At 70.0% G+C, this 21,896-nt stretch carries 21 protein-coding genes and 2 pseudogenes; 13 read left to right on the top strand and 10 right to left on the bottom strand.

Annotation, left to right across the window (positions count from 1 at the left end; genetic code table 11):
- The first annotated feature begins 141 nt into the window (after positions 1-141).
- The 4 genes and pseudogenes from ACGFI8_RS33685 to ACGFI8_RS33670 all read left to right on the top strand — a co-directional run bounded on the left by ACGFI8_RS33685 (position 142) and on the right by ACGFI8_RS33670 (position 2,570).
- Entirely contained in the window at positions 142-789 is a 648-nt protein-coding gene (locus tag ACGFI8_RS33685) for a TetR/AcrR family transcriptional regulator C-terminal domain-containing protein (RefSeq protein ID WP_392810868.1), read from the top strand.
- A 147-nt stretch (positions 790-936) separates the two neighbouring features.
- Positions 937-1,065: pseudogene (locus ACGFI8_RS33680) on the top strand (transcriptional regulator); the annotation flags it as partial.
- A 76-nt stretch (positions 1,066-1,141) separates the two neighbouring features.
- On the top strand, positions 1,142-1,636 hold the full coding sequence (locus tag ACGFI8_RS33675) for a SigE family RNA polymerase sigma factor (protein WP_392810867.1): 495 nt from the start codon (positions 1,142-1,144) through the stop codon (positions 1,634-1,636).
- A 34-nt stretch (positions 1,637-1,670) separates the two neighbouring features.
- Entirely contained in the window at positions 1,671-2,570 is a 900-nt protein-coding gene (locus ACGFI8_RS33670; protein WP_392810866.1) for a hypothetical protein, read from the top strand.
- Between the two features lie 479 nt (positions 2,571-3,049).
- On the opposite strand, the gene ACGFI8_RS33665 is transcribed toward ACGFI8_RS33670, so the two are convergent.
- The 3 genes from ACGFI8_RS33665 to ACGFI8_RS33655 all read right to left on the bottom strand — a co-directional run bounded on the left by ACGFI8_RS33665 (position 3,050) and on the right by ACGFI8_RS33655 (position 6,035).
- Positions 3,050-4,873: a hypothetical protein gene (locus ACGFI8_RS33665; RefSeq protein ID WP_392810865.1), complete on the bottom strand. Its 1,824-nt coding sequence runs from the start codon at positions 4,871-4,873 to the stop codon at positions 3,050-3,052.
- 213 nt (positions 4,874-5,086) lie between these two features.
- The gene (locus ACGFI8_RS33660) at positions 5,087-5,494 is read right to left on the bottom strand and encodes a hypothetical protein (protein ID WP_392810864.1); all 408 of its coding nucleotides are present in this window, start codon (positions 5,492-5,494) and stop codon (positions 5,087-5,089) included.
- Positions 5,495-5,501: 7 nt separating this feature from the next.
- On the bottom strand, positions 5,502-6,035 hold the full coding sequence (locus ACGFI8_RS33655; RefSeq protein ID WP_392810863.1) for a tetratricopeptide repeat protein: 534 nt from the start codon (positions 6,033-6,035) through the stop codon (positions 5,502-5,504).
- A gap of 219 nt (positions 6,036-6,254) precedes the next feature.
- Between ACGFI8_RS33655 and ACGFI8_RS33650 the strand changes: the two genes are divergently transcribed.
- From ACGFI8_RS33650 to ACGFI8_RS33635, 4 genes are all read left to right on the top strand, one after another.
- Complete coding sequence (locus tag ACGFI8_RS33650) at positions 6,255-6,827, top strand: hypothetical protein (protein WP_392810862.1); 573 nt, start codon at positions 6,255-6,257, stop codon at positions 6,825-6,827.
- Positions 6,828-7,425: 598 nt separating this feature from the next.
- On the top strand, positions 7,426-7,929 hold the full coding sequence (locus ACGFI8_RS33645) for a SigE family RNA polymerase sigma factor (protein ID WP_392810861.1): 504 nt from the start codon (positions 7,426-7,428) through the stop codon (positions 7,927-7,929).
- The gene (locus ACGFI8_RS33640; protein WP_392810860.1) at positions 7,926-8,996 is read left to right on the top strand and encodes a hypothetical protein; all 1,071 of its coding nucleotides are present in this window, start codon (positions 7,926-7,928) and stop codon (positions 8,994-8,996) included. Before ACGFI8_RS33645 ends, ACGFI8_RS33640 begins: the two co-directional genes overlap by 4 nt.
- 485 nt (positions 8,997-9,481) lie before the next feature.
- Positions 9,482-9,892 carry a DUF4279 domain-containing protein gene (locus tag ACGFI8_RS33635; protein WP_392810859.1) on the top strand — a complete coding sequence of 137 codons (411 nt, stop codon included), beginning with the start codon at positions 9,482-9,484 and terminating at the stop codon, positions 9,890-9,892.
- Between the two features lie 66 nt (positions 9,893-9,958).
- On the opposite strand, the gene ACGFI8_RS33630 is transcribed toward ACGFI8_RS33635, so the two are convergent.
- A complete protein-coding gene (locus tag ACGFI8_RS33630; RefSeq protein ID WP_392810858.1) occupies positions 9,959-10,435 on the bottom strand; it encodes a hypothetical protein in 477 nt (158 codons plus the stop codon).
- A gap of 254 nt (positions 10,436-10,689) precedes the next feature.
- Entirely contained in the window at positions 10,690-11,418 is a 729-nt protein-coding gene (locus ACGFI8_RS33625) for a tyrosine-type recombinase/integrase (protein ID WP_392810857.1), read from the bottom strand.
- A 104-nt stretch (positions 11,419-11,522) separates the two neighbouring features.
- Between ACGFI8_RS33625 and ACGFI8_RS33620 the strand changes: the two genes are divergently transcribed.
- Positions 11,523-12,203 (top strand): MFS transporter, encoded by a 681-nt coding sequence (locus tag ACGFI8_RS33620; protein ID WP_392810856.1) that lies wholly within the window; start codon positions 11,523-11,525, stop codon positions 12,201-12,203.
- 184 nt (positions 12,204-12,387) lie between these two features.
- Here ACGFI8_RS33620 and ACGFI8_RS33615 read toward each other — a convergent pair whose 3' ends face one another.
- Positions 12,388-14,238 carry a hypothetical protein gene (locus ACGFI8_RS33615; RefSeq protein ID WP_392810855.1) on the bottom strand — a complete coding sequence of 617 codons (1,851 nt, stop codon included), beginning with the start codon at positions 14,236-14,238 and terminating at the stop codon, positions 12,388-12,390.
- 155 nt (positions 14,239-14,393) lie between these two features.
- Here ACGFI8_RS33615 and ACGFI8_RS33610 point away from each other — a divergent pair, with 155 nt between their 5' ends.
- Together ACGFI8_RS33610 and ACGFI8_RS33605 are read left to right on the top strand one after the other, a co-directional pair.
- Positions 14,394-15,935 (top strand): carboxypeptidase-like regulatory domain-containing protein, encoded by a 1,542-nt coding sequence (locus ACGFI8_RS33610; RefSeq protein WP_392810854.1) that lies wholly within the window; start codon positions 14,394-14,396, stop codon positions 15,933-15,935.
- Between the two features lie 487 nt (positions 15,936-16,422).
- A complete protein-coding gene (locus tag ACGFI8_RS33605; RefSeq protein WP_392810853.1) occupies positions 16,423-16,602 on the top strand; it encodes a hypothetical protein in 180 nt (59 codons plus the stop codon).
- Between the two features lie 24 nt (positions 16,603-16,626).
- Here ACGFI8_RS33605 and ACGFI8_RS33600 read toward each other — a convergent pair whose 3' ends face one another.
- Positions 16,627-16,779, bottom strand: coding sequence for a hypothetical protein (locus ACGFI8_RS33600; RefSeq protein ID WP_392810852.1), 153 nt, complete (start codon positions 16,777-16,779; stop codon positions 16,627-16,629).
- Positions 16,780-16,901: 122 nt separating this feature from the next.
- Positions 16,902-17,798, bottom strand: coding sequence for a hypothetical protein (locus ACGFI8_RS33595; RefSeq protein WP_392810851.1), 897 nt, complete (start codon positions 17,796-17,798; stop codon positions 16,902-16,904).
- Between ACGFI8_RS33595 and ACGFI8_RS33590 the strand changes: the two are divergent.
- Positions 17,730-19,601: pseudogene (locus ACGFI8_RS33590) on the top strand (FAD-dependent monooxygenase); the annotation flags it as partial. The gene ACGFI8_RS33595 and the pseudogene ACGFI8_RS33590 overlap by 69 nt on opposite strands.
- A gap of 2 nt (positions 19,602-19,603) precedes the next feature.
- On the top strand, positions 19,604-20,668 hold the full coding sequence (locus tag ACGFI8_RS33585) for a ScyD/ScyE family protein (protein ID WP_392810930.1): 1,065 nt from the start codon (positions 19,604-19,606) through the stop codon (positions 20,666-20,668).
- Positions 20,669-20,747: 79 nt separating this feature from the next.
- Here ACGFI8_RS33585 and ACGFI8_RS33580 read toward each other — a convergent pair whose 3' ends face one another.
- On the bottom strand, positions 20,748-21,221 hold the full coding sequence (locus tag ACGFI8_RS33580; protein WP_392810850.1) for a carboxymuconolactone decarboxylase family protein: 474 nt from the start codon (positions 21,219-21,221) through the stop codon (positions 20,748-20,750).
- A gap of 116 nt (positions 21,222-21,337) precedes the next feature.
- The gene (locus ACGFI8_RS33575; RefSeq protein ID WP_392810849.1) at positions 21,338-21,709 is read right to left on the bottom strand and encodes a VOC family protein; all 372 of its coding nucleotides are present in this window, start codon (positions 21,707-21,709) and stop codon (positions 21,338-21,340) included.
- Between the last annotated feature and the right edge of the window lie 187 nt (positions 21,710-21,896).

Raw genomic sequence — 21,896 nt, 5'->3', positions numbered from 1 at the left:
GACAGCATTGTTCGGTCCAACACAATACTAGTAGTACCGTCTGGTACCGGTAGTACCGATCAGTTCCAGGAGTACTGCATGGTACGCTACGCACACCCGGGTGGGCCTGTCCACCCCGCTACCCGAAGCGTTGGGGGCCAAGTGGGCGTCGAGCAACGCGCAGTGCCTGACCGGGCCACCCGGCAGCGTCAGGCGATCATGGCGGCTGCTGCGGATGTCTTTACGCGCAATGGATACGTCGGGGCGACCACCGACGAGATCGCCGCCCTTGCTGCTGTGTCCAAGCAGACGGTCTACAAGATGTACGGCGACAAGCAGAAGCTGTTCGCCGAGGTCATTCTGGAAATGACGCTGGGCACAGTCGAGCGGCTCGCGTCCACCGTGACCCTGCTCGAACGGTCAACTGACGCCCAGGTGGCCCTGCGCGCGGTCGCTGAGGACTGGCTGCGTGGGCTTCTCTCGGCAGACGTGCTTCGCCTGCGGCGTCTCGTCATCGCAGAGGCGGACCGGTTCCCTGCGGTTGGGGGAGCATGGTTTGAGCGGGGGTTCGACCGGGCGGTGGTGATCCTCGGTGAGTCACTGCAGGAGATGGCTGGCCGCGGGTTATTGCGGCCGCTGACCGACCCGCGGAGAGCGGCGTATCAGTTCACCGGCCTCGTGATGTACCAGCCGATGAACCAGGCGATGTTCGCCGGCACGGAGTCCTTGCCATCGGCGCGCGAGCTGAAACGGATTGCCCACGCCGCCGTTGAGGTCTTCCTCGCCGCCTACGGCCCGACCACAGCCTGAGCCCCTTGCGGCATCACCGTCCACCGGTGATGCGTCCGGGCTGGTCGAACCACCAGCACGACCGCATCCGATCGTCCGCCGGACCTGCTGACCGACCTCATGCTCAACCACAACTGGACGACCCCGCGGCCGGCCGCTACGCGCGATAAGTCGACCATGTCGCATCAAGTGAAGGTCCTGCGCGACGCCGGCCTGATCCACACCCGCGTGCACGGCACCCGCCGGCTGGTCACGCTATGCCACGACGATCTGGAGCGCCGCTTCCCCGGCCTGCTGCACCTGCTGCGCGCGCCCGCCTGAAATTTTGCGGGCGCGGTGCAACCGGGCGGGGCTCCGGGACCGTGAGTAGCGCATGACGGATCGGGACACGGCGTTCGCCGAATACTTCGCCGCGCGGTCGGACGCGATGCGCGGCACGGCGTTCCTGCTGTGCGGAGACTGGCACCGGGCCGAGGACCTCACCCAGACGGCGTTCACGAAGCTGTACCTCGCCTGGAACCGGGTCGCGCGGCACGAGGTGCTCGACGGGTACGTCCGGCGCACGCTCGTACGGACGTTCCTCGACGAGCGGCGGCTCGGGTGGTGGCGGCGCGTGCGCACGAGCGAGTCGCCGCCGGAGCCGGTCGCCCTGCAGTCCGGGCCCGAGGACCGGGTCGCGGTGCTCGCCGCGCTGGCGTCCGTGCCGTCGCGGCAACGCGCCGTGCTCGTCCTGCGGTACTGGGAGGACCTCTCTGTCGAGGAGACCGCCGAGCTGCTGGGCTGCTCGGCGGGCACGGTGAAGAGCCAGGCCGCACGGGGACTGCAGACCCTGCGCGCCCACCTCAGCCCGACGTACACCACCGACTGACACCCGCAGCCACGAAGAGAGCGCGAAAAACATCATGGACGATCAGCAGTTCCGGGCGTCGCTGCGGCACGCCCTCGACGACAGCGCCGCCCCGCCCAGCATGTCGCCGGCGGATGCCCTGCGCGCGGGCCGCCGGGCGGCCCGGCGCCGCACGCTCGCGGGCGGCGCCGTCGGCGCGGCCGGCCTGGCCGCGCTGACCGCGGTGGGCGTCGCCGCCGCCTCGGCCGGCGCGGGCGCCCCGCAGCCGGTCGGCGCCAGCGGCACGCCCACCATCAACCCCCCGGTGCCCGGCAATGCAAGCGCCTCCCCGCTGCCCGCCGGCAGCGAGACCAAGCCCGTCTCGCCCACCGGCCCCAACGGCTCGCCCCAGGAGGACCACACGGCCCGGGCCGGGGTGAAGGCCGACGCCGCGAAGGCACTGCGCGCACACCTGACCACGCTCGTGCCGGCCGGGTACACCATTTCGCCCGACTCGAAGGTAAGCGACGAGCAGGCGCAGTTCGAGAACAAGGTCGGCGACCGGGACGCTTGGAGCTACCTGGCCTCGATCGAGATTCGCAAGGACGGCGCCGCCGGGCGGCTGATCGTGCAGGTGTACGAGCCGGGCCTGCGCACCGGCGCGACCCCGTGCGACATCGCGAGTGGCTTCTGGACCAAGCCGTCGGGCTGCGGCGTGGTGCCGAGCGGCGGCCAGGCCGTCGCCGTGGCCAGCGGCGGCGTCAACGACCTGCCCGACCAGCGGGTCGGCCAGCGGATCGACAAGTGGTCGGCCTACGCCTACCCGGACGGCACGGTCGTCTACGTCGCGGAGTCCAAACGGAGCTACTTCGGCCCGCCCGCCAGCAGCGGTCCGCAGCTGGCGGCGCTGCCGTTCGACGACGCTCAGCTGGCCGCGCTCGCCCTGGACCCGGCCTTCCACGTCGCGGCCTCCTGACCGCCGATCCGCGCCGCCCCGGACCGCCACGCGTGGGTACGGGGCGGCGCGAGGTACCGGCAAAACTCTCAGGTCGGCGCGGCGCCGCCCACGTAGTTTGATCGGCGACACCACCGGACCAGCAACCACCACCTACATCCGCGCCGACCTCCAAAGCGTCGCCGCCGCCCTCGTCGCCTTGACCGGCCAACCACATCCCCTCGCACCAGCCCACAGCCACCACACCAGCGCTAACTCACCGGCTTGAACACCGGCATCCGGCAGGAACGACCCGAGATTCCCGGTCCCCGCGCTCAAAGGACGGTGGTGGCCTGGACTTTTGGCCTCCGAGAGCGGACCGGAACGTCGTGCATGCCCGCTGCTGACACGGCTGGACGGACTAAACCGGAAGGCTGCCACGTGGCCCGGACACTGCCATCCCTGGACGGCATCACCGCCACGCCGTCGGCAGGGGCAGCCGACAGACGACGCCGACAGCGTCAGGGACGGGTGAACCCCTGGCCGATGATGCTCGCGAGCGACCCGGCGAGGCCGTCAACGTGATGTATACGGGGCTCGAACGGGTCGTCGGTGGCCTCGAACCACCACAGGCCGTCCGGCCATGGCTCAAGTCGGGTGATCCGGCCTTCCGCGTGGAGCTCTTGCAGGACGCGGAGCCCGCCGATCGCGGCCAGATGGCCGGGGCCGATCAGGTTGCCCCAGTGCACGCCCCGGCTCATCGCGTCCAGCCGCTCGCCGCGCCATCGGGCGCCGGTGCGCTGTTCGAACGGTGAGGCTTGCCAGTACTGGCCGCCGGCGTGCGCGTAGCCGGTGACCGCTTCGGCGGCGGGGGCGGCGAGGCTCGCCAGCCGCCGCACGGTGTCGATCCCGCCATCGACGTGGTCCAGCAGCGACCGCGCGACGCTGGTCTCGACGCTCGCCGGGCAGTCAGCCGGCAGTGGACCGGCCACCTCGGCGCGGGCTGGGCGGAGCTCCACCTTGATGAGGTTGCTGCGGCGGTACATCGACGGCGTGCCCGCCCCGCTGAGCTGCTCGGCCTCGGCTTCGAGATATAGCAGCTCCCCGGCGCGAAACCGCTCGAGCGCTCGCTGCCAGTGTGCCGCGTCGCCGGCGGGGTTCGACCAGCGCCCGAGCACGGACTGCGTCGTGATGCGGCGACGAACGCCGGAGGGCATCGGGTCGATGAGCGCCCGATGCGCCGCCTCGAGCCACCCGGCGAGCTCGGCGAGCCGTTCCGTGAGGTCAGCGTACGTGTACAGCACGCAGCCAAGGCGCGACTCGCATCGGCGGATCCGCGGCATCGCAGGGCCGTGAAATGATTCCCCGACCCATACCGCCGCCTCGGGCGTGTGCAGGGCCTCGAGATCGGGTGCCGGGGGCTCCAGGTCGGCCGCGACGTTCGCCCGTGCCCACCGCACCGCAGTCGCCACGTCGGTGCACTCCGGCGGTACCAGGTGCCAGGGGCCCAGCGCCGGCAGCCGGTCCTCGGTGCCGATTGCTCCGTATGTGCAGAACAGGTCGACTGGGGGCTCGGTGGCCAGCACGGTCTGCCAGCCCCCGCGGCTGTCCAGCATGCCGGCCGCGATCGGCGTCAGGGACGTCACGAGCACGCAGCCGGGCCGGCCCCAGCGCTCCAACTCGTTGGCGACGACGAACGCGTCCCACGAGGGGTCGGCGTGGTCGATCGCGGCCGCGAGGTGGACGGTCTGCGTCCGCTGCGGCAGGCCGCTCCCGTCGCCGTCGGCCATGGTCAACGGGTACCGCGGCGGCGGTTCCTCGGCGCCGCCCGGCTCCGGCGGTTGCGGCCTCGTCCGACGCGGCCGCGGGCTGACCTGCTCGATCGCCGCCCCAGGCCCGATCACCGCCAGCTCAGCCAGCGCGGCGAAGAGGCCCTGCTCCGCGAAGACGTACCCCCGCGCGAGGATGTCGTCGAGCCGGCCGCCGTCGGCGCCGGCGAGCCCGGCCGCCCCGGCCCAGGCGAGCATGGCCTCGACCTTCGGCCGGCGCCGCTCAGCCCGGGCCGCCTCGTCGGGCCCCTCCTCGTCCGAGCCGTTGAGCAGGCACCCAAACCATTCCTCACCGTCGTACCAGCCGAGCAGCGCCGCGACATCGCTGTCCTGGACCACGGCGGTCAGCATCGGGCCCCGGACCGCCGACCAGGCAGCGGCCGGTTCCGTCGGATCAGCGTGGCGGCGCACGAAGACCGACCAGCCCTCGACCGTGCCGGCACCGGTCGCCCAATCCTCCGCGTCAGCTGGTGCGGCCGCGGTGGGTACCAGCACGTACGCCGCCCAAAGTCCCACGGCTCGTCCCCTTTCGGCGGGCGTCTGACGTACCGCCGCTGCATGATCCAACACGGTCGGCCCGTGTGCAACGGTGACCACCGTTGACCGGCGGCGCAGAACGTCCCAGCCGGCATCCCCGCTGACGACCACGCCGCCGGTTCTGAACTCCTCGCCGGCCAGCCCTACAGAACATCTCAAGACGTGACCAGCGCGCGCACCACCCGCGGCAGATCAGGACACCTGATCACGGTAGTGGAGCGTATGAACGACTCGCGCCTCGTCCGGCCATGCACGAAGCGGAGCTTGGCCGTTGGTCTTGCTTACCGCCAGAACAGTTACCCGCGCGCACAGGACGAACCCGATCTCTGGCCGGGTTGACAGAGTCAAACTCAGGAACCGGTGTTGATGTCGCTCGGGTAGACCGGCGAAATCCAGGATGTCGTTGCGCGCCGGGCCGTCGGCTGGCCGCAGGATCAGCGGCTGGTAGGACGAGCGCAGCTTGACGGCGCGGACGTCCTCGAACAGGACATTGAGATGCTCGGCGTCGGCGGCGCCGGCGTGGGCGTGCAGCAACAATTGTGAATGGCCTACGCCGTAGCGCCACACCCGGAATCGCCGGTCAAGCACGATCGGATCCATGCACCGATCATCTCTCGTCGGGAGCAGCCGGCCCGGGGCCTGTACGCCGCACCGACCGCCAGCGATCCGTCCAACCGGCGCGCTCGGACAGTGGCGACCGCATCACGATCCGGTAGGCTGGCCCGTCGCCACGCTCAGCCGCCTGCCTCAGCAGTGCAAACGCCGCAGCGTCGTCACCCTTCTGGTGTAACAGCCCAGCCAAGTTCATCGGCGCGTCCGGATCCCCGTCCGCGACCGCGGCCCGCAGGTAATCCTCGGCGTCGTCCAACCCGCCGTCGTCCCAAAGCGTGACGCCGAGCATGTTCCGGGCACCCGGCACATGGGCCGCCACCGCCTCGTCCAGCAGCCGCAAAGCCTCCGTGTGCGACGCGGCATCGGCATCCGAATACTGATGGAGCAGAAACACGGCCAGCCGCACTCGGGCTGGCCCGTGCCCTGCCGCCACCGCCGCACTCAGCAGCGCCAACGCTTCGACCTCGGCCGGTCCACCCTCATCGGCAAGCTCGTCGCCCCGCCGAAACCACTGCTCCGCGTCGTCCACCCGGACATGAAAGCACGCACACACTCTCCGCCCGCCTCGCGTCACGCCAGCAGCAATCACGCCTGCCCGTGAGCGTGCAATCGCGGCGTACACCGGCTTCGGTATAGCCCGGTCGGGCTGTTGGGCGGGTACCTGACGTACCAGCGATTTTGAGCGCCTCGCTGGACGTACGTCGGGTGCGTCGAACGTTGGCCAAGATCAGGGGCACTATTACTCGGCATGTCCGTGAGCCTGGCCGCCTCACACCACATGAGGGCGAGCGGACAGCCGTATGAGCGGACACCAAGATCGCGACGGTTTGTCAGCGGCGACGCGGTCGCGGTCCTTGCGCTCATTGGCGACGAGCAGATCTGTAGCGCAGTCCGGCTCGTCGGGGTGCCGCTCGGATTCGCGGCTGAGATCTTGGCCTTCCGGATCATCCAAGACGCCTGGACGTACTGCATGAACATGCCTTGGCCTCCAGCGTACGACATCGCCGACTCCCCTCGGTTCAGCCTTGTCGGCAGCGGCTTGCTGTTCCTGGTGCTCTACCCCTGCTGCTTCCCGGCCGGTTTCTGGCTGGCGTGGCGGTTCCTCGCAGCCCGTCACCGCCGCGTCCGGGCCATCGCCGCATGCCTGGCCGGACTACTCCTGCTCGGCGGCGCCTTCACCACGGACCTGGTGCTGAACGTAAGCCCTCCGCACGGCCAGTACATCCACGCACGCTGTCCGGCCGGTCGACCTCCGTGGTGGCCAGCCTGGTTGCCACTGCGAACGTCCGCAAGCCCGGTCGACTTCACGGACCAGGGCTGACGGCGCACTGACGCCTGGACCCAGTGCGCCGGATCGCGGCATGACAGTGCACGTGATCTTGTAGCGATGCGCTCCCGTCTGGGACGATTGATTGTCTGGTCGCGATCCGTGATGGGCGCGTCGGTGCCAAGTTACCCGTTCAATGCCGCGGTGAGTTCGCGTGCGAGCAGGGCGACGGCTGCGGCTGTGGGGTTGAGGACGGGATCGTTGCTACGCGCCCGGTGCACAGCACGGCAGCACCGTCCTGCATTACGAGCCAGAAGGCTGTTTCGGGATCAACGACTGCCAGTCGATCACCGGTCAGCACCAACACGCGGTGCGGCCCGACGCAGTCAACGCCATCACGTGAGCACGGGCACCCGGGAAACCGGCTTCGCCGCCTCGCCGCGTTGCATAGCCGACACCCTCGTATCCACCGGCAGCGCGACGCCGGTGGATACGGTCAGAAGAGTCTTGACCAGGTTGGCGGGGCAATGATGGTCGGGCTCGTCCTGCTCGTGCCCGGCGTCGGCGTTGCGTTCTGACTGCTCGTGCAGTCCTGGAAAAAAATCTTGGCTCGCGGGTAGCAGTTCCGGCGCCGCCGCGGCGTTTCTTGACCGTGACGTTCGAGGAGTTCGTGGCCGCGCGGCTGGGTGCGCTGATCCGATATGCCACCGTCGTCACCTGGGACCCCGACCTGGCCGAGGACGTCGTGCAGAACGTGCTGGTCCGGGCCCAGCCGCGGTGGTCACGCATCGACCGGCTGGAGGCACCGGAGCAGTACGTGCACCGGATGGTGGTCAACGAGTTCCTGTCCTGGCGGCGGCGACGGCGGGCGCGGCTGCTGCACCACAGCGAGGCGCTGGACGGGCTCGTCGCGCCGCTGCCGGACCCGACCGGCCAGTACGACGACCGCGACGCCGTCATCCGGGTGGTCAGCACCCTGCCGCCCCGGCAGCGCGTCGTCATCGCGCTGCGGTTCTACGAGGATCTGTCCGTCGAGGTGATCGCCGACCAGCTGGGCTGCCGGGTCAGTACCGTCCGCACGCACCTGGACCGGGCCATGACCACCCTGCGCGAGGCGCTGCCCGCCGCCCTCGCGCAGATGGGAGAGCCGTCATGAGCGACCGACTCGAGCAGTTGCTGCGCGAGGCGCAGCTACGGCGCGCCGCGGAAGCGCCCGACCCGGACCGGGTTCGGCGCGCGCTGCCGGCCCGGCTCGTCCGGCAGGCCCGCCGGCGGCGCATCGGCATGGCCGGCGGCGCCGTGCTCGCCGCGGTGGCCGTGCTGGCGGCGCTCGTGTTCGCGCCGCACGGCGGCGGGGCGGTCAGCAAGCTCCCGGCGGACGTGCCCTCCTCCCCCAGTTCCTCCCCCAGCCCGGCGGCCGTACGGTCGGCGCAGCCGGACGTCACCCGCTCCCACGTGCCGGGCTGGCTGCCGGCCGGCTTCCACGAGCGGCGCCGGCAGGTCGTACGCAACAGTACGGGCGTCTTCACGCTCCGGACGTGGGCCAAGGCGCCGCTCGGCCCCAGCGGCCAGCTCCTGGACAGCGTCCCGTTCATCAGGGTGACCAGCATGCCGGCGCCGCAGGTGACCGGCGGCACGCCGGTCGACGTCGGCGGCGTCCAGGGCTGGTACAGCGGCCCGTTCGGCGACAACCCAGCGGTGAGCCTGGCCTGGCCGGACGGAACGGGGGGCCAGCTCAAGATCGAGACGAACTCGGTCACCGCACAGGCGGACCTGCTGCACGTGGCCACCTCCGTCCGCCCGGACCCGACGCCGTTGCCGCAGCCGCTGGTGGTCCGCTGGACCCCGTTCGAGCCGCGCTCCACCATGTATGAATACGGTGGCGCCGGCCCGGCGGACTGGGACGCCGATCTGACGGTGTCCGATCCGGACCAACCGGCCGCCGCCCTGCGGGTGAGGCTCGGGCGCACCACCGACGTGCCCGAGGGTGGCACGGCGGTGCAGGTCGGCGGGCGCCCGGGCCGGCTGGTCGTCGAGGAGGGTGCGGACGGGACCGCTCCCCGTCAGTGCGTGGCGGCCGAGCAGCCCGGCGGCCTCTGGTTGAGCGTGTGCAACTACGTCGCCGGTGGCCCCGGCGGCGTGCGGATGCCCGAGGACCAACTGCTGCGCGCCGCCGACTCGGTCGACCCCACCATGCGCGCCGACACCGGCTGGCTGGGCTGACCCCGCGGCCCGGGGCGAGCTGACATTCCGGCGGGTCGCGTCGTGGTACCGCTCGGAACACGCATGTTGATCAGGCGGCGGGTCCCGTTGACGGTCAGGTCGATCACGTCGGTAGCGGTGGTGTGGGTGGCGGCGTCGACGGCGCAGATCGCGAAGACGGCAAGCGCGGCTCGGGGAGTCACGCCACGCTCAAAGGCAATAGCGGCCGTCGTGAAGGCACGAATGACATCGATGACCACGACCACCCCACCAGCCGGGATGTCAGCGTCCATACCCACGATCGACACGACACCCGATCGTTCGCCGAAGAAACCCGACTTGCAACGAAATTTCTCACATCGCGACCCGGCACGCGGTCATCGGCACGACAGGGAGTCGGGCGACCCAACTTGCCGCGACGTTCCGCAGCGAGCTGATCGCGGAAGATGAGGACGTCGGCGAGGGCGGCGACGGCTTGGAACTGTGACGTCTGTCAGGATATCGCTGTGCCGTCCCGAGCCCGTGCGTCGTTCGTCGTTCACAGTGAGGCCATTACTGGCGAGGAAATTACGCGGCGGCTTGGCATTCGGCCCACACACGTAGTTGAGCGGGGAGAGCCGATCTCTCAACGGTTCCCTGACGGCAAACGGCGCGAACACGCGACGTGGGAGCTGACGAGTCACATCGGCGAGACCGAACAGCTGGCCGCCCATCTGGAGTCGCTGCTCGACATCATCGAGCCGATGATTCATACCCTCCGGCAGCTCGAAGCGCTTGGCGGCACCGTGCGCTGGTCGTGCCTGGTAACGGCCAAGCCCATGGGGAACATGGTCTGGATCGAACCGCCGCTCCTGGCCCGCCTCACGCAGGTGGGCGCCCCGCTGATGCTGGACATCTACGACAGCGACGAGGAGTGAACCGCTCGCTCTCATCGCGGCAGATGAGGATGGAGCGCGTCTGTTGTCGGCGCTTCCGATGCGACGTCACGCAATCCTGTCGAAGCGATACAAGTTGCATCCGTCTGGGTCGCCGTCAAACCAGTACAGCCAGGGCTGCTTCCGAGTGCCGGAAATATACAAGGACGTACCAAAAGAGCCTGATCTTCCCTCCGCGGTCAGGCTCAGGTCGATGTCGCCCTGGGATGCATTGGCCGATTGCAGGTGCCACTCCCCAGGTCCAGAAAGATTCAGCGGTCCGTCCATGAAGTCCGTAGCGAGCGCGGTCGCAACGAGCAAGTTGCCCGTCTGGAGTTCCAGACGGGCACCATCCCGGGTCTCGTAGGTACCGATGAGATCGGCCTCGGAAATGTTGTCGGGCCGTTCGGCGCCGCAGCCAAAGTAGTTCACCGGACCAAGGAAGACCCACGCCCCGACGCAGCAGGCCAGGACCGCGCAGCAGGCAGCAACGAGACCCGCCATCGCGACACCCACGGCCGTGCTGGTCGACGAACTTTTGAACACGTTCAGATTCTCTACCGTCCCTGGCCCTGCGCGCAAGGCCAATCACTCATGATGGCGGACAGCCCGCTGGCGGCGGCAACATTGCTGACGATCATGGGTTCGCCGATGCACCTCGGCATCCGGTCATCAGCATTACGCAGGTAATCCGTGTCAAGTCGATCATGATGCCTGTTCGTCGAGGTGGGTGAGGAGCCGTTCGAACAGGTCGGCGCGGTGAGTCTGGTGGTGTTCGGTGGCGTGGTCGCGTTGGCGGATCAGGGTGGGGCGGAACTCGATGCTGGTCTGGAAGAAGGTGCAGGTTTCGCAGATGGCTTCGAAGGCGCAGTCGAGTTCGGGTGGGCGGGTGCAGTAGCCGTTGCCGAGGAGCCGGTGGTGTTCGCGGCGCAGGCGTGCCATGCGCGGGCCGATCGTGTCCGCGGGCAGTGGTTTTCCTTGCTGGTAGAGGGCTTCGACTTTTTCTGTGACGGCGAAGTATTCGTCGGCGACGGTGCGGTTGGCGATTTTGGCGTAGCCTGGTCCAACCCTGCCGGGGGCAGCGGCCGGCCCCGCCGCGGCCCTTTGAGGACCACGAACACCCGGTCGCTGACAGCATCGGAAGGGCGTTCCCGATCGAGATAGGCTGCCGCCGAGGCGAAGAACCGGCCGGACACGGGAATCTGCCGCTGGTGGCCGCCCTTGCCCTCGGCGAGGAACACCCGCCGCGCCGCCACTTGCACATCGGTCAGCCGCAGCCTGAGCACCTCGCAGCGGCGTAGCCCGCCCAGCACCATCGCCTCGGCCATCGCCCGGTCCCGATAGGTCCGTAACGCCGCCAGCAACGCATCGACCTGGCCCGGTTCGAGGGTGCGCGGCAACGTCCGTGGCGTGCGGACCAGCAGGTGCCGTTCGAGCACGGTGATCTGGTGGCGGAGGGCCAGGATCTCGGCATCCTTGGCGCTGTCGCTCATGGGTAGCAGCCGCAGCAGCGCGAGCGCGTTGGTCACGCCGAGGTAGGCCAGTCGGAGTAGCGCAGCCAGGCATCATCGCCCAGTCATCGGCGGCGATCCGATGCATCCGCAGATGTCGACCTGCGCAAGATCCTGGCCTCGTGGTCAGAGTAGCCGTGACCAGGGCGGACGACATTGTCGGCACCCGCAACGTTCGCCGTCGCGGTTACCGTCCTGGCCGGCATTCGAGTCCAGAAGAGCCAGCCCGCCCCGGGGGGCCTTCCGGCCGTGAGTTCGTAGCCGGGTTCCGCCACATCCGCGCGGTCGACCTCCTCGCGCAGGTGACTGCCGCAGCTGCGGTCGCGTTCGCCGTACTCGGTCTCTACGAGACCGTGGCGTTCGCCATCATCGACCAGGGCCTCGGCCGGCCACCGTTCTTCGGGGTGCTGACGAGTGTTCAGGGACTCGGCGGGATCGCCGCCGGCCTGACCGTCGCCCGGCTCTGCCGCACGCTCGGCGAGGCGCGGCTGGTGGGCCTGGCCATGGCCGGCTTCGCGACCAGCAGCCTCGTCTTCACCACGCGGTCCACACCCGTCGTGTTGGTCGCTGCCGTTGTCAACGGCGTCGCACTGGCCTGGTTCGTCGTCGGCTTCAGCACGGCGCTGCAACGCCACACCCCACCTCGCCTGCAAGGCCGCGTCAACGCCGCCGGCAACCTGCAGATCCTCACCCCGCAGAACGTCTCCATCGCGCTCGGCGCGATGTTGATCACCGTGGTGGACTACCGGTTGCGGTTGCTGGCGACCGTGGTGGTGACCGCCGGTTCAGCGCTGTGCTGCTGACCCGCCCCGCGCAGCCCCCCGCGTCAGGCCCTCCCGACCATGTCCAGGCATCCCCACAGCCGCGGGCACACCCCGATGGGGAGGAGCCCGCACTCGTCCAGCGGCAGACGTAGGACCGACCGGACCGGGTGTCAAACGTATGGGCCCGGACCTTGTTGCGTCCGGGCCCATGGTTTCATGGCGATCAGCCGTTCACGGTCACCGAGAACGAGTGGTACCACGAGATGGTGCCGTCGGTGTAGCGAACCTTCACCCAGAAGTAGGTCCAGCCGGACTGGGTGGGCGTCCAGTGGATGCGTGCCTTGCCGTCGGTGTCGATCGGAACCGTCACGTTGGTGGAGTCCGCCGTGGTGAAGTACTGCACGTCCTGCACGTCCACGCCAAGGTAGGGCGTGACCGTGAAGACGCCCTCCACCCCGACGCCACCGCCCGAGCCGTCGATCGGGTAGACGCCGTCCGACGTCACCGCCGGCTCGTCGCTCGCGTAGAAGGTGGTGGTGGAGTCGAAGTGCGATGTACCGGCACCGTCGAGCCCGCTGTACGTCAGCGTGTGCTCGCCGGCGGCCACGGGCGTTGTCACGGCGTCGACGACGCCGTCGGCGCCCACCGAAGCGAACTGCTGGGCACCCCCGTCGATCGCATACGCGATCTTCGTGAGCCCGTTGCCCACCTGCGTGGTGAAGTGCAACGTGACCACAACGCCCCGGGACCCGGCGGGATCGGGCGCCTGCCCGGTCGGCCATACCGTCACCCCGTAGGTGCGGACGTTGAACTTGTACTCCCGCACAGGCGACAGGTTGTGGGCCCGGTCGAGGCTCGCCACGTACAGCGACTGCTCACCGGAGCCCCACGGCCGCCACTGGATGGTGGCTGCCCCACCGAGCTGGTCGGCGGGCACGCGGTTGTAAAGGCTGTAGGGCGACGTGCCGTAGAGGAATTCCATCACGTCGTCCGAGCCGTTCGCCGTGAACAGGAACGTTCCCTCGTGGCCGGCCTCACCCGTGGGTGCCGGAGGGTTCTCCGGATATTCCGGCGACGAGACCGTCGGCGCGTTCGGCTTGGTCTTGTCCACCGTGAAGGGGCACGACGCACTCCAGTCGGAGTATGCCCGCTGGTCGTATGTGCGCGCGTGCCAGGCGTACGCGCCCTCCGCGACCTGGCTCACCCGGAGGTAGGCGGAGCCGAAGACGCCGTCGCCTCCGCTTCCCTGGCTCGTGGGGAGCGAGGTGACGTTACCCGGATTGCTCAGCGGCCAATATTCGATCTCGCTCTTGAGGGCGTCCGGGGGGTTGCGGTCGGCGTCGGTCTGGTCGGCGTTGAAGGAGAGGTCGTAGCCGGTGTAGTACGTGCCGGCGGAGCACGCCGTCCCGTCGCCGTAGGTCAGCCTCGTCGGTGTCTTCGGCGGCGTGTTGGTGAGCGTCACTTCGAAGTTGTACGAGTTCTGATACAGGTAGCGGCCGAAGGCCGGCTTGTTCTCGTCGCCGCCGGCCACACGCAGCTCGATCCACAGCCGGGACTTGCCGCCCTTCAGGGCGGTGTCGAGCGCCTCCGTCAGATCGAACCTGATGCGGGAAGCACAGTCCGCCGAGTCAGCGACCGCCGCCACGGCTTTTCCGCTCGTGGCGGGTGGGTTGGCCCAGGTGTTAGCAGCGGTGAACTCCGCGACCGACCTCGCGCTCAACTCGCGTGGCTTGGTGCAGTCGGTGGCCGAGAGTTCGCTGACGACGAGCTTTGCTGTCGTCAGGCGTACGCGCTGCACGTTCCCGATGTCGAAGCCGAAGTAGACGCGGGTCTTGTGCGTGACCCCGTCGACGACGTTCGCCCCGACCGGCAGGTTGCCGCTGGGGTAGAAGCTCGTCGTGCCGGGCGTCGCCGAGTCGGTGTACGCGAGGAAGGAAGGGGTGAAGGAGAAGTGCGGCTCGGCTGCGTTCGCCGGCGCCGCCGCCAGGATGGCCGCAGCAGCGACCGCCGTGACGACGAGGGCCTTCGCCGCGATCTGCCCGCGCCCCCGAAACTCGCGGGTCTCAGTGATCAAGTTGTATCCCTTCTGCCGGAACGGGTGGTGACCTGGACCGCATCGTATCGATCTCTCGCACCCGCCGCCGACCGCATTCCTGGCGGACCACAAAGGAAGCGCGCGTGGAGTAGCCTCCATGCCGGATCGACATTCCGCAACTGAACGGGGAACACATGAGCAATAAAGGGCGCACCTGGGGTGCAGCCTTGGTCGTCGCGGCCATGGCCGTCTCGATGACCATGGCCCCCAGCGCATACGCCGAGGAAGCCGGGGCGACGATCACCGGCCACGTCACCAAGGAAGCCACCGGCGCGGTGACGGTCAATCTCTTCACCACCGGCGGGATCGCGGCCGGGCAGGCGATCTCGACAGCAGACGGTGACTACGCCTTCACCGGCGTGGCGCCCGGGACCTACAAGATGCAGTTCGGCTTCGCCGGACGATTCCAGTGGGCGCACCAGAAGCTGGGGTTCTCCTCGGCAACCGTGGTCAGCGTCGCGGCGGGCGACCACGTCGTGGTCGACGAGACCATGCTGCTGCCCGGTTACGTCGAGATCCACGCGAAGGACGCCGTGACCGGCCGGCCCGTCGACAAGTTCTGCGCCGGTGTGTACCAGGACCCGTACCAGTGCGGCGCGACGGGGGGCGTCATGCGCCTGACCGACTTTGACGGCGGGCCGCGGACGGTCTACATCAAGTCCTCCGATGGGCTGCACGCCAGGCAGGCAATCGGAAACGTCTCGATCACGCTGGGCCAGGTCACGCGGCTGGATGTCGCCCTGAAGCCGACCGTCGCGATCACGACGACGGTGGTGGACCGCGCAACGGGCGATCCCGTCCCGTACGTTTGCGTTGCGGCCCTGACCCTCACCTTCGGCGGCGTCGACGACCAGACGTGCCAGTACGGCGTGAACTACACCGACGAGCTCGGTCGCGTCACCCTGGGCGAGCTGCCCGCCGCCGACTACACGCTGCTGGTCGTGCCCGAAGACGGCGTGCACGGGATCCAGTGGGTCGGCGCGACGGGCGGCACCGGCAGCCAGTACCAGGCGCAGCTCCTGCACACGACCGCCGGAGCGCTGACGGTCGCGCCGCAGGTGCGTCTTGACCCTGCGGCGTCGATCACAGGAACGGTCCGGGACGCGGACACGGGTGCGCCGATCAACGACGGTTGTGCCCAGGTCCTGCCGAGCAAGACGGCGTACGGGATCGGCAAGGCGTGCGGGTACTCCGGCGACGGGACGTACACGCTGTCCAACCTCGGCCCCTACAAGTGGCCGGTGCTGTTCTCCAACTTCTACACCTGGGCCGGCAACCCGTACGTGGGCAAATGGTCAGGCGACGCGACCGATCGTAAGGCGGCGACGCTGATCCAGGCGGGCAAGGACCAGCCGACAGTTCTGGACGCGACGCTGACCCACGCGGACGCGCCCTTCACGCTGAAGGTCACGAGCGCGGACGGGCAGGCGTACACCGGCTGGTTCTCGGTGGACGTGTACAACGCGCGCACCGGCGACTTCGTCCGGAGCTCCGACACATATCAGGGCTGGACCATCCATGGCGTCGGCATGCAGAACGTGCACATCCACTACGTCCCGGACTCGCCCTGGCGGGCAGGCTGGGTCGGCGGCGCGGACGACGCCTCGGCGGACACCATCAAGCTGAGAAGCGACCGCACCGTCACGGTAAAGATCGTCTTGCCCGATCCCGCCTGACGCACCGCACCACATCGCGGCCCGCACCTGGAGAGGGCGCGGGCCGCGAGTCGTCATACGTTGCCTCTGGAGACAACCTCCGTATCGGGAGGCGGCGCCGGTCGCGCGACGGGCGGAGGGTCGGCGCTGGCGGTCGGATCGCCTGGCCGCGTCAGGTGCGGTCGCGAAGGACGGCGATGCCGTCGCCGGTGAGGTCGTCGAGGGCCTGCGCGCGTCCGGTCATGGCCATGACCAGCGCGATCATCGGTCCGGCGACCTCCGGTCCGGTGCCGTGGCTCCATTCGGCGTCGGTCGCGCGCAGTGTGACTCCGGTGATGCGCTTCTTCGCCCCGATGAGCAGGTTGCTGCCGGCGTAGAAAAGTCGGCGACCGCGACCACGTGCTCGACCGGGTGGTCGCGGTACGGCCCGAGGGCGCGGAAGACGTCCTCGCCGTGGACGATGGTCTCCCCCAGCCAGGACATGGCGGGGGCGGGTGGTGCGTTGCGGGTGTCCACCTGGGACCGCAGCAGCGCGACCGTCGCCCGCAGTCTCAGGCTGGCGTTCCCGGCCATTTGGCAACGACGTGGCCCCGGGAATCCCGTCGTTGGCGAACAGATCGACCTCGACCGGCTCACGGAGGAGCACGTCGAGGTCGCCGCGGCCAGCAAGCTCATCATTCCTTGTTGACCATCCTGTCGTCGGCAGACCGGGTCAGGGCCAGTAGTACAGCCACGTGTCGCCGGTCTCTGCGGCCGGGAGCGGGTAGGTGCGCAGCAGGTGCCAGTCCTTGTCGTACAGCTTGGCCTGGTGTGCGGAGATGACCACGGCGCCGTCGGCGCGGAACAGGCGTGGCTCGCCGAGCACGCCGGACCATCTCCGACCTACGAAAAGTCCTCGACCCACTCCAAGAACGCGTCACCACTCGGCCTGGTCGTGGTGCGGCCCCGCCGGCTCAACGGTAGGTGGCCGCCTGGAGTGAGTACACCCTATTGGACCCGGGCGCTCGCCTGGAAGGTCCGCGGGATCGCGACCGTCGGATGGGTCCGGCCGTTGCGGATCGCGGGCCGCGCCGCGGTGACGGTCGACGTATTGACGCCGGCGGCTGCGGTGACGAGCGGCCACTCGGCCGTCTGGGCGGCCCACGACGGGGCGACCTGGCGCCGCGACGCGCCCGGGTGGCCGGGGGCGATGCCGCCCGGGCCGGTCCGGGCCCCACGCGCCGACCGGGGCGGCCGGGTGACGGCCCGGGGCGACGGCGTGTAGACGGGCAGCAGGATTGTGTCGCCGGTCCACAGGAACGGCTCCTCCCACCCGGCGGCGCCGGGCAGGTCGACCGGCATCCCGGCCGGCGCGGCGGTCTGGCCCTGCACCGCGGTCGCGCGGCTGAGCACGGCCGGCGGCAGCGCGACGACGGCGGCGAGGACCGCGAACGCGCCGGCGAGCATGAGCAGGAACAGCGCGCCGACGCCCATGCCGTAGGCGTCGGTGGCGATGCTGCGCAGCCGGTCCGGCAGGGCGCCGGGGTCGAGGATGCCGCCCTGGTCGAGCTGCGAGTCGATCGCCAGGCGCTGCGTCGAGGGCAGCGCGGCCGCACTGTGGCGGATGCGGTCGGCGACGTTGGCCTGGATGACCGCGCCGAGCGCGGCGATACCGACAGCGCCGCCGAGGCTGCGGAAGAACGTGACGGAGGCGGTCGCGGCGCCGATGTTCATCGGCTCGACCGCGTTCTGGGTGAGCACGACGAGGTTCTGCAGCAGCGCGCCGACGCCGGCGCCGAGCAGCAGCATGCCGGCGGCGACGTTGACGTAGGGGGTGTGCGCGTCGAGCTGCGGCTGCACGGCGTCGACGTCGTCGTCTTCGAGCAGCGCGCCGCATCGGCGCATGAGTCCCGCGGGATCGGGTTCACCGCCCGGGCCGCCGAGATCTTCGACCAACGCGGCGTCCTGTGCCGCTTCGGCCGCATCCAGCCGGGCGAGCAGGGACACTTCGGCGGGGTGCCCATCGACTTCGGCCGGCTCGCCGACAACCACTTCGGCGTGCGGGCGGTGCCGCAGTACCGCGTCGAGCACGGCCCGGAGGCGTGGGCGACCGAGCTCGGCGCCCGCATCCACCGCGGCTACGCTGTCCTGGACGTCGCCCAGGACGAGTCCGGCGTCACGATCACCGTCGACGGGCCGCTCGGCCGCTTCGAGCACCGCACCGGCTACCTCGCTGGCTGCGACGGCGGCCGGAGCCTGATCCGCCGCCTCGCCGGCATCGGCTTCCCGGGCACCGAGCCGACCCGCGGCATGTACCTCGCCGACGTCGTCGGCTGCGACGTGCGGCCCCGCTACATCGGCGAGCGAGTCGCCAACGGCATGGTCATGGCCGCCCGGCTTGACGACGGCGTCGACCGGATCACCATCCACGAGGACACCGCGCCGCCACCGGACGGGCCGACCCCGTCGTTCGAGGATCTCGCCGATACCTGGCTGAAGCTCACCGGCGAGTCGCTGCACGGCGGACGGGCCCGCTGGATCAGCTCGTTTACCGACACCGCCCGCCAGGCCGAGCAGTATCGCAAGGGCCGGATCCTGCTCGCCGGCGACGCCGCCCACATCCACCTGCCGGCCGGGGCTCAGGGCCTCAGCGTCGGCGTCCAGGACGCCGTCAACCTCGGCTGGAAGCTCTCCGCCGTGATCGCCGGCTGGGCGCCCGAGGGGCTGCTGGACACCTACCACGCCGAGCGACACCCGGTCGGCGAGCGGCTGCTGCGCAACACCCGCGCGCAAGGCCTGCTGTACCTCAGCGCCGAGGAGATGGACCCGCTGCGGCAGGTCCTCGGCGAGATCGTCTCCCTGCCGGAGCCGGCCCGGCTGCTCGCCGGGATGGTCAGCGGCCTGGACATCCGCTACGACGTCGGCGACGACGCCGACCCGCTCGCCGGGCTGCGCCTCGCCGACACCCCTCTGATCCTGCGGGGCGGGCGGGCGACCCGCGTCTTCGAGCTGCTGCGCGCCGGCCGCGGCGTGCTCATCACCACCGGCGACGACGCCGGCCCGACGGCGACCGCAGTCGCCTGGGACGACCGGATCGACATCGTGGCGGGCCGCTGGGTCGACGCCGCCGCCGAGCACCCCGCCGCAGTGCTGCTGCGCCCCGACGGGCACGTCGTGTGGAGCACCGGCAGCGCCGGCGGCACCGGCTCGCTGGAGACGGCGCTGCTGCGCTGGTTCGGCGAGCCCGCCGCCCACCGGGTCGTGGCCGCCGCGCCGGCCGCCGTCGAGGAGACGGAGAGCGTACCCCCGCAGAAGATCACGACCTTCCTCGCGTTCCCGCAGGACGCCGAGGACGCGATGAACCTCTACTTGTCCCTCTTCGACGACTCCCGCGTCATCAAGGTCATCCGGGCTCGGGTCAACGAGCCGGGCTGGGTCGAGGGCACCCTGCAGCACGCGCTGTTCACGCTCGCCGGGCAGCAGGTCATGTGCATCAACATGCCGCCCGCCGGTGCCCGCGGCAACAACCACGCCGAGTGGACGCAGCTGCGGTTCAACGCGGCCACCGCGATGTACGTGCAGTGCGCCACCGACGAGGAGTTCGACCGGCTCTTCGGGGCGCTGTCCGACGGTGGCACGGTGCTCATGGCGCCGGGCACGTACGGTTTTAGCGCCCGCTTCGCCTGGGTCAACGACCGCTTCGGCGTGTCGTGGCGGATCAACCTCTCGAGCGACAACACTGCCGACGCGCCCGCCGCGCCAACGGTCGTCGTGACCGGGCTGAACAACCCGCGGCAGATCGCCGTCACCGACACCGGCAGCCTGCTCGTCGCCGAGTGCCGGCCACGGCGGCGACCAGTGCGTCTCCGCCCCCGGCGGCGAGACCTCCAACATCACCTGCATCGGCTACACCGGCTCGATCAGCTGGGTGCCGCTGCCGGCGCTGCAGCACAACACCACGCCGATCCGGGTCGTCACCGGCCTGCTGTCCGGGGCCAATCCGAAGGGCGGCTCGGCGACCGGCTCGCAGGCCGTCCGGGCACAGCGTCCTGGACATCCGCATCGCCCTCGTCGACGTGCCGCGGGTCGCGGTGCCGGACTCGATCGACAAGTCGACGTACGGCAAGCTGCTGGAGTCGCGCTGGCTCGGCAAGCCGAAGGTCGTCGCCGACATCTCCGGCTTCGAGTACGCCCACGACCCCGACGGTCAGCTCGCCGAATCCAACCCGTACTCGCTGCTGGCGCTGCCGGGCCGGATGCTCATCGCCGATGCGGCCGGCAACGACATCCTGCAGTGGCGCAACGGCCAGCTGAGCGTCTTCAGCGTGCTGCCGAACACCGTCAGCGGCTACTGCGCCGGGCTCCCCAACGACAACGGCACCGTCGGCTGCGACCCGGTCCCGACCGGCCTCGCCGTCGACCGCGACGGTTCGATCTACGTCAGCGGCCTGGGCAACTTCAGCCCGAGCAGCGGCCGGGTCTTCAAGCTCGACGGCCGCACCGGCCAGATCCTGCAGACCTGGGACGGCCTCACCGGCGTCGCCGGCATCGCCGTCGACCGGCACGGCAGCGTGTATGCCAGCCAGCTCTTCGCCAACACGGTGACCCGCATCGACCGTGACGGCACCCGCACCAACATCCCCGTGCCGTTCCCGGGCGGCCTCGCCGTCGCCGGCGACTCGCTGTACGTCTCGGCCTACTCCACCTCGCCGGAGTCGGGCCTGGGCCTACCGGACGTGGACAGCAGCGGCCAGGTCTGGCGCATCCGGATCTGAAGCACCTGACTGAACGCCGCGATGCCCCGGCTCCGGCCGGGCCATCGCGGCGTGGGTGAAGCGGATCTGTCGAAGAGGTTCAGGCGCCGGCCACCTGACGGGTCGCCACATTGAGCCGGTTCCAGAGGTTGATGGTGGCGATGGCGAGCAGCAGGCTGGCGAGGGCGGGCGGCGCGAAGTGGCGGGCCGCGTCGGCCCATACCTCGTCCGGCACAGGGTCGCGGGAGTCGGCGATCCGGGTGACCGCCTCGGTCAGGGCCAGCGCCGCGCGCTCGGCCGGGGTGAACAGGTCCGTCGTGCGCCAACCGGCCAGCTCGGCCAGCCGCTGCGGCGCCTCGCCGCCGGCCAGCAGGAACTTCGGATGGCTCTCCATCGTCACCACGCAGTCGTTGATCTGGCTCGCGCGCAGCTGTACCAGTCCGATGGTGCGGGGTGAGACGCCGCAGTCGCGGGTCGCCACGCCGAGGGCGTAGAGCGCATCGAGCGCACCCGGCACGAGTACCGCCGGGTGCTCCATCCGCGGATACATGAGCGGGGCCTCCAGGTCTTGCATTGCATCGTGCGTTGCCGAGCCGGCGGCGCCGCCGACACGTCCGGTCCGGACGGATGCCCCGTCCGGACCGCCGGTCGGCCGTCGCCCGCCGGCGGTGTGTTGATGTGTCGCGGCTACTACTTCTTCCAGAAGAAGACCAGGTTGTAGCCGTCCGGGTCGGGCAACTCGAACTCGAGCATGCCGGACTTCTTCGTCGGCTCGGTCGTGGGCTTCAGGCCGAGCGCCTGCACGCCCTCGTAGAACTCCTGGATGTCCTCCACCTTGATGTAGAGGTAGGTGCCGGAGCCGCGGTTCGCGCGGTACTCTTCCGTCGCGCCGTCGCGCTCCTCCACGTCCTCGGTCCGGAAGATGATCCAGAACCAGTTGACGTAGGCCGTGAGCTGCTTCGCCTCGCGCTTGAGCCGGAATCCCAGCTTCTCGTAGAACGCGGCGGTCTCGTCGAGGTCTTTGACGTAGCAGACCACGCCCGAGATGCTACTCATCTTCATCGCCCGTACTCCTTCGTGCCCGTCGGACCGGCCGGCCCGGGGACCCCGAGCCCGTACGCCGGCCTGCAATGCCTTCTCGTCTGTATTGACTGCAGAGCGGGGCACAATGTGACGTACCCGGCCCGCGGGCCACAGCGGGCCGCCCGGAGACGAAGTCCCGACGGTGCGCCGCGGCCCGCGGGCCGGG

It is taken from the genome of Dactylosporangium sp. NPDC048998 (assembly GCF_043197855.1).
Classification (GTDB): Bacteria; Actinomycetota; Actinomycetes; order Mycobacteriales; family Micromonosporaceae; genus Dactylosporangium.
The sequence above is the reverse complement of the archived record's forward strand: the minus strand, read 5'-3'. Positions and strand labels throughout refer to the sequence as shown.